Origin of the sequence: Candidatus Devosia phytovorans (genome assembly GCA_029202405.1) — a bacterium.
Lineage (GTDB): Bacteria > Pseudomonadota > Alphaproteobacteria > Rhizobiales > Devosiaceae > Devosia > Devosia phytovorans.
In genome coordinates, this window is sequence record CP119312.1 from 2,785,226 (window position 1) to 2,797,504 (window position 12,279).

12 protein-coding genes and 1 tRNA gene are annotated in these 12,279 nt (G+C 57.3%); 6 read left to right on the top strand and 7 right to left on the bottom strand.

What is annotated here, in order from left to right:
• Window position 1: 1 nt before the first annotated feature.
• Window positions 2–559 (bottom strand): hypothetical protein, encoded by a 558-nt coding sequence (locus P0Y65_13775; protein ID WEK03261.1) that lies wholly within the window; start codon window positions 557–559, stop codon window positions 2–4.
• A 26-nt stretch (window positions 560–585) separates the two neighbouring features.
• Complete coding sequence (locus tag P0Y65_13780) at window positions 586–804, bottom strand: AlpA family phage regulatory protein (GenBank protein ID WEK06805.1); 219 nt, start codon at window positions 802–804, stop codon at window positions 586–588.
• Between the two features lie 365 nt (window positions 805–1,169).
• On the opposite strand from P0Y65_13780, the gene P0Y65_13785 reads away from it, so the two are divergent.
• The 6 genes from P0Y65_13785 to P0Y65_13810 all read left to right on the top strand — a co-directional run bounded on the left by P0Y65_13785 (window position 1,170) and on the right by P0Y65_13810 (window position 9,411).
• Window positions 1,170–1,313 (top strand): hypothetical protein, encoded by a 144-nt coding sequence (locus P0Y65_13785; GenBank protein WEK03262.1) that lies wholly within the window; start codon window positions 1,170–1,172, stop codon window positions 1,311–1,313.
• Window positions 1,314–1,462: 149 nt separating this feature from the next.
• A complete protein-coding gene (locus P0Y65_13790; GenBank protein WEK03263.1) occupies window positions 1,463–1,870 on the top strand; it encodes a hypothetical protein in 408 nt (135 codons plus the stop codon).
• A gap of 1 nt (window position 1,871) precedes the next feature.
• Entirely contained in the window at window positions 1,872–6,938 is a 5,067-nt protein-coding gene (locus P0Y65_13795; protein WEK03264.1) for a tape measure protein, read from the top strand.
• An 84-nt stretch (window positions 6,939–7,022) separates the two neighbouring features.
• A complete protein-coding gene (locus P0Y65_13800) occupies window positions 7,023–7,268 on the top strand; it encodes a hypothetical protein (GenBank protein ID WEK03265.1) in 246 nt (81 codons plus the stop codon).
• A gap of 404 nt (window positions 7,269–7,672) precedes the next feature.
• Window positions 7,673–8,182 (top strand): Arc family DNA-binding protein, encoded by a 510-nt coding sequence (locus P0Y65_13805; GenBank protein ID WEK03266.1) that lies wholly within the window; start codon window positions 7,673–7,675, stop codon window positions 8,180–8,182.
• Complete coding sequence (locus P0Y65_13810; GenBank protein WEK03267.1) at window positions 8,179–9,411, top strand: tyrosine-type recombinase/integrase; 1,233 nt, start codon at window positions 8,179–8,181, stop codon at window positions 9,409–9,411. The genes P0Y65_13805 and P0Y65_13810 overlap by 4 nt, the downstream gene beginning before the upstream one ends.
• A gap of 165 nt (window positions 9,412–9,576) precedes the next feature.
• Here P0Y65_13810 and P0Y65_13815 read toward each other — a convergent pair.
• From P0Y65_13815 to P0Y65_13835, 5 genes are all read right to left on the bottom strand, one after another.
• Window positions 9,577–9,652, bottom strand: a tRNA-Phe gene (locus P0Y65_13815).
• A gap of 1,070 nt (window positions 9,653–10,722) precedes the next feature.
• Window positions 10,723–10,908: a DNA gyrase inhibitor YacG gene (gene yacG / locus P0Y65_13820; GenBank protein ID WEK03268.1), complete on the bottom strand. Its 186-nt coding sequence runs from the start codon at window positions 10,906–10,908 to the stop codon at window positions 10,723–10,725.
• Window positions 10,908–11,540, bottom strand: coding sequence for a Maf-like protein (locus tag P0Y65_13825; protein ID WEK03269.1), 633 nt, complete (start codon window positions 11,538–11,540; stop codon window positions 10,908–10,910). Before P0Y65_13825 ends, yacG begins: the two co-directional genes overlap by 1 nt.
• A gap of 6 nt (window positions 11,541–11,546) precedes the next feature.
• A complete protein-coding gene (gene infA, locus P0Y65_13830; protein WEK03270.1) occupies window positions 11,547–11,765 on the bottom strand; it encodes a translation initiation factor IF-1 in 219 nt (72 codons plus the stop codon).
• Between the two features lie 74 nt (window positions 11,766–11,839).
• Window positions 11,840–12,265: a hypothetical protein gene (locus tag P0Y65_13835; protein ID WEK06806.1), complete on the bottom strand. Its 426-nt coding sequence runs from the start codon at window positions 12,263–12,265 to the stop codon at window positions 11,840–11,842.
• Window positions 12,266–12,279 lie beyond the last annotated feature (14 nt).

Consider the following 12,279-nt stretch of genomic DNA (forward strand, 5'->3'; position numbering starts at 1 on the left):
GCTAAGCCAAATCGGGTAGCGACCTCATGAACTCCTCGATCATTTCATCCATCTCCATATCCATAATCTCTGCCTTCTTTCGTCGCCTCACCAGAGTCTTGTGCCTGTTGTGGACGGTCTCCCAATGGACATTCTTGAATGTGTCACGCTCTGAGTATTTCGAGTTCAACCATGACGTCGCACAAACAGAGGGAGGAGAACCTGCATTGTCGGAAAAGTGCTTGAGCAGTTGCGCATCGTTGTGTGCGGTCCACATCGGATCATCCTTCGATCCGCCCTTGTCGAGGTGGATCTCAGGCATCTCTTCCCAGTCAAACAACTTCTCAAGATGGAAGCTCGCCTCAGTTGCAACTACGCGGATCAACGTGTTTCGAGATACGCCCAGCGACCGAAATACCTGCGCAATACGCAGTAGCTCGAGGTACGCCCCCGTCTCACCACTCGCCTGTTCTTCAGCACTTTTGAGTTCGAGCAGGAGGCCGACAGTTTCACGATTTAGCAGCTTCAATGCCTCGTTTGCCGCCAGCAAATGCAGCTTGTGACTACTCGCAATTGTCATCCGACCCGACATCCTAGCTGTGCAAACTAGACAAGGTTGTTTATCCATTCATGGACGTCCGATTCTCTCCAGAACGTACACGAGCCGCATTTTCTTGGAGCCGGAAAGAGGTCCGATTTTATCCATCGATATATCGTGGCACGCGAAAGTCCTGTTCGAGCCATCACTTCTGGCAGCCTCAAAAGTCGTGTCGTCCCAACCGAACGTGAGGTCTCCTGAACAGTCGGTGCAGCCGAGTTTTCCACCGCAGGCGCAGGTCCAATCTCCACCTTCAAGATCGTTTCGGCAAGCTGCTGCGCAAACCCAACGGTAAATCCGCTACTAGCGCCATCTTGAACCAATTGGTTGATGGCCCATCCCAACAACACAGGGTTTTCCCTTTCAATCATTTTGAGAACGAGATCAGCGGCGCTCTCGCGTCCTGCAGCATTGGCCTCTGCCCAATCGCTCGCTGGCGTCACTTTGTTGCTCGATACAAATTTCATTTCCGCACCTTTCCATGCATCTCGCAGATCTTCGAATCCACGAATGTGTGCAGACTGCACACGCACTTGCAAAATGTCAACACAACTGCATACAATAGCACTCATCAATGTGGAGAACTTGAAAAATGGTACGGTCGGCAGCGCTCAGCGTAAGGGTTGAACCAGCGGTCAAAGAACAACTGGAAAAAGCAGCCAAGAACGATGGGCGGACACTCGCCGCCTACATCGAAAGGATCATCGTCAAGCACTTGGATGAAATGAAAAGCTAGCAAACTCAATCAAGTACTCAATGTTACAGTCAACTTTAAGTTTACTCAATTATCCGATTGTTATCGCAAGACAATTATAGGCACCAAACCCACCGAATCGAGACAAAACGTTCTAACTTCTTCTGGCCTTTGAGGCGAGGAAGTGAACGATGACCGACCAAATTTCTGCGGCTGAATTCCGCGCTCTGACCGAGGATGAGCTTTGCTCGGCCCTCAATAAATACTGCGCTCGTCAGATCGGAGACATACTTGATCTGCGGTTGAAAAAGTCGGCTGCAGGTGACCACCTCGCCGGTGAAGCAGTTGACGATATCGCCCAACTCCTTTTCGACAACACTGGACCGCTAACGCTTGAATTGATCGGACTGAGCTCCGGGCTTTCAATCGAGAAGCTGCAAGCCATGTCGATCGTCGATCGAATGATCGCGCTTCTCCAGACCTTTGAGGTGACATTCGAAAACACATCCGTGGACGACCTGGGCGAACGGGTTCTAGTCCGACTTTTCGGTGCAGGAGCGCAAACTAGCGCCGTGATCGCCGGCTCCGAGAGGCATTGAGATGGCTTCTAAAGACGTCGAACTCCGCATTAAGGCTAGGGACGCAGCCTCAGCCAACGTCAAGAAGATCTCTGACGCGCTGAAGCTGCTGTCCGGCGAAAGTCAGGATGCAGCGAAAGGGTCCAATAAGCTCGCCGGCTCGCTCGGCAGCCTGACGGATGACGTCGCCAAGCTTCAGCGTGGCATGGACCGCATCAAGGCAGTCGGTCAGATCGCCACCCAGTTTGACAAGACTGCGGCCTCCGTTGACCGGCTTGAAACCTCTGTCCGTGGCACTGCTACCGAACTCGCCAAGATCGCCCGCGAGACCGAGCAGGCCACACAGGCGGCAAGCCGCTTCCAGGCTCAACTCGCATCTGAACAGAGCGCGCTGAACGGCAGCAAGTCTGCTCTGGCAGCAGCTCGGAAAGAGCAGGCTGAATACAACAAGCTGATCCGTGACGGCGAGGCTGCGCAGAAGTCGCTCAACGCCATGCGCTCCAATCGGGCCGGCGGCAATGTCGCCACGTCCGGTGTTGGTCGCGAGACCGGTGCGCCAGTATCATCTGCCCGCGCCTCGATGGGTGCGTTCGTCGCCGCCGATCTTGCTGCAAACCGCGCTGCCCAGGCCAAGGTCAACGCCGAGGTCAAGAACCACCAACGCGCAATCGAAGGCTCGACCGCTGCGATCAAGGAACTGCGCCCGCAGGCTTCCGCCGCTGCCGCGCAGCAGGCCAAGCTGGCTGAAGAGACGACCAAGGCATCGACATCGCTCCGCCGGCAGCGTGAGGATCTGGCTGGTCAGCGCACCGAACTGGCCAGCATCGGTGGCGCAGTGCAAACCGCCAGCGGCGCGATGGGCGGCATGGTGGTGTCGCAGGAAGCTGTCGCCAAGTCCGCTGAGCGGATGGCAGCCCAGTTGGCGCAAGCCAAGGCTCAGATCGCCACGCTCTCCGAAGTGAAGGCACCGGTTGCCGGTGGTCAGGACCTCACCGGTACGGCCAAGGAAAATGCTGCGCGCCGCGAAGCTGTGACCCGGCTCCGTGAATTGCGCAAAGAACTGGCTGCGTCACAGGCAGATGCCCAACGGCTAAACCAGGCGATGCGCTCGACGTCGCAGCCGACCGAAGCTATGGGCGCCGCAGTTGGCCGTGCTCAGCAGACGGTCCGCAACCTCAAAACTGAACTCGCCGACCTGACCGGTCGTCTTCGCACCTCCGGCGGCGGCTTCAAGGAATTCGAGCAGCGTGTCCGCGAAATCCAAGGCTCCGCCGCGAAAGCCACGACGGCCAACACTGCTATTGCCGCCAGCGCCGAACGCGCCGGGTCCGGCCAGCGATCCTTGGCTCCGCAGGTCCGCAGCACCGGCAACGCCATGGGCGATGCGGCGAACAAGACCAATACTTTCAACGGTGCTCTGCTCGGCCTTGGTGACGGCACCCGCCAGTCCCTCTCCCTCATGCAGCGCCTGCGCGGCGAAATCCTGTCGCTGGCCGCAGCCTATGCGAGTTTCCAAGGAGCGGTCAGCAGCATTGGCAGTTCACTTGCCGCATACCGACAACTAGAGGCAGCGCAGAGCCGTCTGGGCGTCGTATTCGACCAGGACACGACCCGAGTTAGTCAGGAAATCGACTTCCTTCGCCAAACGGCTGACACTTTAGGTGTGAGCTTCGGCACTCTCGCCGACGAATATGGCAAGTTCGCCGTGGCCGCGGACTCGGCCAACTTCACTGTGGACGAGACCCGCAAGGTCTTCCTCTCCGTCGCTGAAGCCGGACGCGTCAATAAGCTGTCTCAAGATCAGCTCAGCGGCACATTCCTCGCTCTCACCCAGATGATGTCGAAAGGCAAAGTCACGGCCGAAGAGTTGCGAGGACAGTTGGGCGAGCGCTTGACCGGTGCTTTCAACATCTTCGCCGATGCCCTAGGTCTCTCGACTGCCGAGCTGAACAAAATGATGGAGCAAGGAGAGATCCTTGCAGACAGATCCACCATGCTCGCTTTCGCTAACGAGCTAACGGAGCGTTTCGGCCCCCAGCTGGCCGCGGCTTTGGACAGCGTTTCGACCGACATCGGTCGATTTGAAAACGACATCAATCGCGCTCAGCTCACATTGGCCCAAGGTTTCATCCCTGGCCTTCGTTCGGCGCTACAGAGCTTCAACGAGTTCGCTAACAGCAGTGAGGGCCGGCTGTTCTTCACCGAACTAGGGGTTTCAGTCGGAAAGTTCATCTCTGTTCTCGCCGAGGTGCCCAAGCACTTCGAAATGATCAAAGGCGCGATGCAGGCCTTCATTGCAGTCAAGCTGGGAGGCTTTTTGGTCGAAACCGTCCGTCGCGTGGGCGAAGTCCGCATGGCCATGGTGGGGCTGTCGCAGCAGATGGCCTTCGTCGGTCCGCAGATGCAGCAGATAACGATTGGCCAGCGTGTCCTTGGTCAGGGGTTTGCTCAAGTGGTGGGCAAGATCGACACCTACCGAGCTTCGCTGGTGCGCTCGACTGCAATGACCGGTTCGTCACGCGTAGGCACGCTCGCGTTTGCTGCAAGTCTCGGGGTTGTCCGGAGTGCGATGGTAATGACAGCGACAGCTGCTCGAGCACTTTGGGCAGCATTCGGCGGTATCCCTGGACTAATTGCCGCCGGCATCACGTTCGCCGTTGGCGGCTGGTTTACTGGGGTGGACAAGGCCTCTTCGGCGCTGGTTGAACATCAGCGGCAATTGGACCTCGTCAAGAAGGCCTATGCAGATGCAGGCGGTAATCTCGACGACTGGGCGAAAAAGATCAGCGGGATTTTGCCTGTTGCTCTGGCTGAGAAGGATTTTCAGGCGCAGGTCGAGTTGTACGATCGAGGCTTTGACAAGGTCGAATCTCGAGTTGCCGATCTCCGCCTCGTGTTCGATGACTTCCAAAACGGTAGCCAGATCAGTGATGACTATTTTGTCGGGGGACGTCTCGGCGAGATCGAGGGCATGATTGGAGCCGTCGATGAACTTGGTCGGCGGGAAATTACCGTTGAGGAATTCAATCGACGTCTGAATGATCTTCAGCAGGCGACCACTGATGCGGAAATCAGGCAGTTCGCAACCGATCTGCTGGAGGCCGCAAATGCAACGGACGAGAACGGCGATAGCCTCGCTGCTTTCGGCCAGCGCATCGACGCAGCGGCTACCAAGCTGCGACAGGCTCGTGGTGAGATCATCGAAACCACCGAGGCGACCGAAGAGACCAACAAGGTATTCGATCAGACCGCATCCCTCGCCAAGTACACCGAGGCAATCGACATCCTCAAGGGCAAGCTGCCCGAGTTGTCTGCAGAAATGAAGCATCTCGCTGAACTGGCCGAGATCAATTCCGCTGCATTCACGGCGATGAGCGAAGCCGTGAAGATGGGCGACTTCGGCATGATGGCGCAGGCCTTCAGTCTTTGGTCGCAGAACTTCAACGCGATTCAGGCTGGTCAGGTCTCCGGCGCCGTCAACGGCTCACTGGTGGACAAGATTATTGGCGTCGAGAGCGCCGGCAATGCCAATGCCAAAAACCCCAATTCTTCGGCGACCGGCCTTGGACAGTTCATCGAGTCCACCTGGCTCGACATGTTCAAGAAATACTTCCCTGAGATTGCCGCAGGCATGTCCAATGCCGCAATCCTGGAGAAGCGCACCGATCCCACGATCTCACGCGAGATGGTCGATCTGTACGCGCAGGAGAATGCACGTTTCCTGCAGCAGTTCGGTCTGGTCATCAACGATGCCAACCTCTACCTCGCCCACTTCCTTGGTCCGCAGGGCGCGCAGAAGCTCTTGCAGGCCAGCCCCGGCACGCCTGTTTCGCAGATCCTTGAACCCGGGCAGATCAGCGCCAATGGGTCGATCCTCGAAGGCAAGAACGCTGGTCAGGTTATCGCGTGGGCACAGCAGAAGATGGGCATCACGACGCAGGAACTGGCTGTCCGCGAGCGGATGTCCGAACTGGATCAGGAAGCCCTCGACAAGACGCTCGAGCAGAATACCGCCACTCAGGAACGCCTGACGCAGGGTGAGTTCGAGATCGAGCAGCAGAAGCTCATTCAGGCCGGCAAGGAACGGGAAGCCGAAGTCCAAGCTGCGATTGCCGCGGCGCGAGCCGAGAACCCGGCGATCACCGAGGCCGAGATCGAGCAGATCCGGTTGCAGACCGAAGAGCTCTACAATCTGAAGAACGCCGTGGATGAGAAGGCTGCCGCCGAAGAGCGCGTCAACCAGCTCTATCAGCTGCGCCAGCAACTTCTCGAGCAGATGCGCATGGCTCAGGAAATGGGCGACCAGACCCAGGCGCTCAATCTCGAAACCCGGATCGGCGAAGTCAATCTTCAACTGGATGGCGCAATTCAGAAGGCCATCGCCATGTGGCAGGCAGTGGGTGGCCCGGAGGCAGATGCTGCCATCGCCAAGCTTCAGACCCTGGGCATGTCGGTGCAGAACGTCGGCACCAAGATGAGCTTCCTTGGCCTGTCCATGCAGCAGTGGGGCAATCTCGCCGGCAGCTTCGCCGATGGTATCGTGGGCACGCTCGACAGTTTCGCACAGGCAATTGTCAACGGATCCAACGCTGTCGCGGAGCTCGGCAAAGCCTTCCTTCAGTTCGCCGCCGACTTCCTGCGCCAGATCGCGGCGATGATCCTAAAGCAGGTGATGTTCAATATGCTGCAGAGCTTATTCCCGGGCTTGCCTATCGGTCATACAGGGGGCGTTGTGGGCACGAAAGCCATTGGCGGCGGCAATGGTCGCATCGCCAACACTGGCTGGATGCAGCAGGCCCTCACGTACCATACCGGCGGCGTGGCCGGGCTGAAGCCCGATGAGGTCAATGCTACCTTGCGGGTCGGCGAAGAGATCCTGACCGAAGAGGATCCGAGACATCGCAACAACGCCGGCCGCGAGGACCAAGGTGGACCGGCAGGCGCTGGTCAACAGCAGGCACTGAAACAGGTTCTTGTTTTCGATCCTTCTGAAATCAGCGCCGCGATGACCACCAAGCATGGCGAGTCCGCAATCATGACTGTCATCAGGTCCAATCGCAGCACATTACGACAAATCTTGGGGTCGTGATTCAGCCTGCCGAAATAACCTGACCAACACGCCAGCAGTAGTCGTCTGAACCACCGTAACAAGCGAACCATATTTGAGAATGTCATGGACCCAATCACTCTCATATTCGCCTTGGGCGCGCTGATCGCCTCCTACATGATCACCGCGATGTTCATGCCGAAGCCGGAAACTCCAAAACCCTCCGCTTTGGAAGATTTTGACTTCCCTCAAATCGACGATGGTGCCCCGCAGACCGTCATTTTTGGCGATGTCTGGATCTCTGACTGGCAAGTCCTTTGGTATGGCAACATGCGGACTTCCGCCGTCAAAGCTGACCAAGCTAGCAAGTGATCTGCATAAACGCGATCAATTCATATGCAGTTCGCTTTGCGAGATGTTATCTTAAGTATAGGCCGACTTCGCACCCCACAGCCCCAACTATGCTGCGCTTTCAAAGAACGCTCTGAGGACCTTTCGAGAAGCTACCCAACGGCGCTTGCCAACTTGTCGGGCAGCTGGGATCGAACCGTTCTCGAGCATATGGAAACAAGCTCGTTCAGTGATCCCCAAATATTCTGCGATGGCTTTCGCGCCCCATATTAACTCGAGCGACTCTGGTTCAACGGATTGCGCCAATTTTCCACCTTGAGGCCCATCCATGGCCAATAGTCAGATCTAAATATGGCTAATAGCCATACTTGCGTCAAGAGAGGAAATGATGGCTTTTAGCCTTACCCTTCGAGAGGTCAGGTTTAATGCCCAAAGACATCGTTCAGCCGCTGGACAAGTATGTTGTACGTTTCCCAGATGGTTTGAGAGATAAGCTGAAGGCGGCGGCTGCAAAGAACAACCGATCTCTGAACGCCGAGATCGTGTTTCGATTGGGAGGGTCGGACGAGTTTGAGGGCGAGGAACGCTCCGATAGTAATTTCGGGGTGGCTGACGACGGTAGTGAGGGTCTGAGTAGCAAAGCTGTTCAACAAGCGCTCAAACTTGCTACTGACGCCCTTGAACGGACCGTTGCGGATCATCGCAAAACCCTTTCTCAAGAGCGATACATGTTGTCGCAAATCCGACTTATGCGAGCTCTCTTAGATCAAGTTGCGTCTACTGACGGAAACTTGCCACACGAACTTCTCGCGATCATTCGCATGCTCAGTCAAGCCTCTACTGACGCGGATTCTACCGACGAGAGGGTGGCGGCTTTAGTGCAGGAAGCCCTCAATGCTATTGAGCAGATGGATGAGCAGGAAGCACTAAAATGAGCGTACGTAAGCGGACTTGGCTTACCAAAGGCGTACTACATCAGGGCTGGCAGGCAGACTACACCGATGCCAGTGGCAACCGACATCGCAAGCAGTTCAAACTGAAAAAAGATGCCGAGGCGTTTGAGAAGCGCGCGGTGACGGAAGTTACTGATGGAACTCACATCGCTGAGAGCGATGGTATCACCGTTCAAGAAGCTGGAGCTCACTGGATTAAAGCGAAAATCCGCTCCGGCCGAGAACAGGCGACAATTGCCCAATACCAGCAGCACCTCAGCCTCCATATCATTCCCGCAATTGGTCACCTCAAACTTCACGCTTTGACGCCAGTGACCCTCAGCGGATTTGAGGATTTTCTGATCGAAGGCAAGCGCTCACCTGCAATGGTAAAGAAAATCATGGTGAGCCTAGGCAGCATTCTTGCAAACGCTCAAAAGCGAGGCAACGCCAACAGGAATGTTGTGCGAGATATGAGGGGCCTAGGCAATGGAAGCGACGCGCGCGCCGAAAAACGCGCGAAAGCTAGGTTGCGCGTCGGCGTTGACATCCCTACTCCGTCAGAGATTAGAGGCATCCTCGGTGCCCTCCGCGACCACTGGCGCCCGCTTTTTATGACTGCGATCTTCACTGGCTTGCGCGCTTCCGAGCTGCGAGGATTAGCGTGGGAGAACGTAGACTTAAATAGGGCCCGCATACACGTTCGCCAGCGTGCGGACCGATACAATTCCATTGGACGGCCGAAATCTGAGGCGGGTGAGCGATATGTGCCGATCCCACGGCAGCTAGCAAATGTACTGAGCGAGTGGCGTTTGATTTGCCCTGGAAAGAAATCAGGAAATTATAGTGCCAGTGGCGAGCCTGCAAGGGTGCTCGACTTAGTCTTTCCGAACGGCTTAGGAAATGTCGAGAGCCTTGGAAACATCATCAATCGGGGCTTTGGACCAACACAGGTGCGAGCCGGTATCGTCGTTGATACCGGCAAGGTCGATCAGGACGGGATACCGATACCCGGTGCGAAATACAGCGGCATGCATGCGCTGCGCCATTTCCACGCCAGTTGGCTGATCAATCCGGCAAAGTCCGGCGGGCTAGGTTTGTCGCCCAAGGAAGTTCAGGAGCGCCTCGGCCATTCGTCAATCGTCATTACGATGAACACGTACAGCCACCTATTCGAGCGCTTGGACGATGGAAACGAAATGAGTGAGGCTGCGGAAGCGTTACTTCAATAACGTAGCCGCCTCAACGGCATGTGCCTTTTATGTGCCAAGGATTCGCCGGGACCTTCGAGAAATGTCAGGAAATGCAGGGAATTAGCTACGACACATCGACGGCCCAGGATCCTAGCTAATTAAGCCGATCTTCCACGTAAGACTCTGAAAGAATTGAAGAATTTGTGGTGCCCGGGACCGGAATCGAACCAGTGACACGCGGATTTTCAATCCGCTGCTCTACCAACTGAGCTACCCGGGCAGTGGGGCTTTGGGCCCCAGGGCGTCACGCCATGGCGGGCTTATAGGGGATGGGTTTGGGGTGCGCAAGCGGGAAAAGGGCTTGTGGAAAAGGAGTTTGGATTATTCCGCATGCGCAATGCCAATGCCCGCTTTTCCATCGCACAGGAGGTCGTTCGGAACTTTGCCATATTGTCAGCTCGAACAGCATTCGACCACTTAAGGCGCCCCCGCTTTTTTTCAGATGGCGGCGAGAGGCATCGTCCCTAACTGATCTATCTGATGTTGGGCCAAGATCAGCGGCCTGGAGTATTCCGGCGCGGGGATTCCAGCAGCAGGCACTGCCCGACGGCCGGCAGCGGTCTATCCCTCACTATTTGGGCCTAGACAACCTCCTTGGCCCTTAGCCCTTAGCCCTTAGCCCTTAGCCCTTAGCCCTTGCCCTGGGCTCAAGGCCCAGGCCATTGCGCGGCTCGGTTTGCGACAATCAATACGAGATGCCGCGAGATCCCCATGGCATCAGGCCTTGTTTGCCGACAGCATTGCAGCCTGCAGCGAACCGACCCCGGCGCCTCGTGCGTGAGGGTGACATCTCAGGCCCAGTCCGAGATTGCACATTCTCCGCTGCGCATTCGAAAAGCCAGGCTTGCCACACTGCCGACAGCGTCCGGCAACAGGTTCCGAGGTCGCCCGAAAGGCGACTGGTCAGAAGTTGGCTGTGAGGCGAAGTGAACCTTGCCTTGCAAAACATGGGACTTGGGTTGATGTCCAAGCGGCTCCCGCCATAGACGATACCTGGTCATCATCATGGCGGCAGGTAGGGTATGCATGCCAGGCATGAGGTTGCCCATCCTGATGGGGGTATGTAGCGCATGCCGCTTTATCCGCAGGCCAACGCATTGGGCGGTATTCCTTTTGCCAGAGAACAACAGGTAGACCTGCAACGGTGCGTGGGTGAACCACGAAAATGATCGTGGTCGTCGCGATGACGTATTCCGGCGCCTGCCGCTTTCGGAAACACATGCGTCGCTGTGAGGCCCACCTATTGGAATGAAGCCCGCTACTCGGGGCAGATCAATTCGCCGGCTTTGCCTAGTTCTCGTCGTCGCCGTTTGACGTGATATCCCCGTCATCGCGCGGCTCATCATCCCTTGCCGGAATGACGTAGCTGTCGCTCAGCCAGCGGTTGAGGTCGACGTCGGCGCAGCGTTTCGAGCAGAAGGGCTTCCACTCTTCCACCGTCGCGCGACCGCAGATGGGGCATTTGCGTGTCGACATCAGATGCCCGAAGACTGGTTGAGCCAGTTGAAATGCACCGGATAGCCCTCGCCGGCGAGAACCTGGGCGGTCTCCATCAGCGGCAGGCCGACGACGCCGGTATAGGAGCCGGAGAGTTTGACCACAAAGGCACCGGCAATGCCCTGGATGGCATAGCCGCCGGCCTTGTCGCGCCATTCGGCACTCGCCAGATAGGCTTCCATTTCGCGGGTAGAGAGACGCTTGAACCGCAGGCGGGCTTCCACCAGGCGTTGACGCTTGGCACCCGAGGGCGTGAGCACGGTCAGCGCGGTATAGACGCGATGCGAACGACCCGAGAGCAGGCGCAGGCATTCGCTGGCCTCTTCCATGGTCTCGGCCTTGGGCAGGATGCGGCGGCCGACGGCCACGACCGTATCGGCGGCAAGCACCAGCGCACCCTGGCCAAAGCCGGCGGAACGGGCCTTGTGCTGGGCTGTCAGCGCCTTGAGATCGGCGAGGCGGGTCGCGAGCTTGCGCGGGAGTTCACCCTTTTCGGGCGTCTCATCGACATGGGCCGGAACCAGATGTTCGGGCTCGATGCCGATCTGGTTGAGCAGCGCAAGCCGGCGCGGCGAGGCGGAGGCCAGGATCAGATCCGGACGACTGGCCATCTCAGCCTACTTGAAGCGGTAGGTGATACGACCCTTGGTCAGGTCATAGGGCGTCATTTCGCACAGGACCTTGTCGCCAGCCAGAACGCGGATGCGGTTCTTGCGCATGCGGCCTGCCGTATGGGCAATGATCTCGTGCTCGTTTTCCAACTTGACGCGGAACGTCGCATTGGGGAGCAATTCAGTCACCACGCCCGGAAATTCGAGCACTTCTTCCTTCGCCATACTGTCTCCTGATGGACCCATAGGGGCATAGCTTGCCGGCCACGGGTCGGAAAGTGGGTTCTACCTACTGCAATTCAATGTGTTTGTGAACCACTGGAAATCAATGGTTCAAGCCGATCGCGTACGCGCTTGCGCAGGCTGTCGCGCAAGTCGCGATAGGCCCCCAGAACGAGTTCGCGATTGCCTTCCACCAGCGAGGGGTCCGAAACATGCCAATGCTCAACGGCACCAGCCTCGAGTTCCTTGCGGGACACGGCTTCCGGGGCGTCGTCGGAAAGGGTGATGACCAGGTCGAAGCGGTTGGCAACCAGCTCGTCAAGGATATGGGGTGTGTGCACGCTCATATCAATGCCGATCTCTTCCATGACCTCATGCACGAACTGATCAGCCTTGCCGCCATTGACGCCGACCGAGCGGGCGATGATGCGACCGGGGAAGGCCTGGCGGGCGAGAGCCGCGGCGATGGGCGAGCGGACGGAGTTCATCGAGCAGACGAACAATACCGAGGGCAGCT

Bases quoted from the DNA above. Each gene is read 5' to 3' on its own strand.
- P0Y65_13825 (WEK03269.1), bottom strand. From the start codon at position 11,540: ATGGCCAGTCGTCCGGATCTGATCCTGGCCTCCGCCTCGCCGCGCCGG.
- yacG (WEK03268.1), bottom strand. From the start codon at position 10,908: ATGTCGACACGCAAATGCCCCATCTGCGGTCGCGCGACGGTGGAAGAG.
- P0Y65_13810 (WEK03267.1), top strand. From the start codon at position 8,179: ATGAGCGTACGTAAGCGGACTTGGCTTACCAAAGGCGTACTACATCAG.
- infA (WEK03270.1), bottom strand. From the start codon at position 11,765: ATGGCGAAGGAAGAAGTGCTCGAATTTCCGGGCGTGGTGACTGAATTG.
- P0Y65_13775 (WEK03261.1), bottom strand. From the start codon at position 559: ATGACAATTGCGAGTAGTCACAAGCTGCATTTGCTGGCGGCAAACGAG.
- P0Y65_13785 (WEK03262.1), top strand. From the start codon at position 1,170: ATGGTACGGTCGGCAGCGCTCAGCGTAAGGGTTGAACCAGCGGTCAAA.
- P0Y65_13800 (WEK03265.1), top strand. From the start codon at position 7,023: ATGGACCCAATCACTCTCATATTCGCCTTGGGCGCGCTGATCGCCTCC.
- P0Y65_13790 (WEK03263.1), top strand. From the start codon at position 1,463: ATGACCGACCAAATTTCTGCGGCTGAATTCCGCGCTCTGACCGAGGAT.
- P0Y65_13795 (WEK03264.1), top strand. From the start codon at position 1,872: ATGGCTTCTAAAGACGTCGAACTCCGCATTAAGGCTAGGGACGCAGCC.
- P0Y65_13805 (WEK03266.1), top strand. From the start codon at position 7,673: ATGCCCAAAGACATCGTTCAGCCGCTGGACAAGTATGTTGTACGTTTC.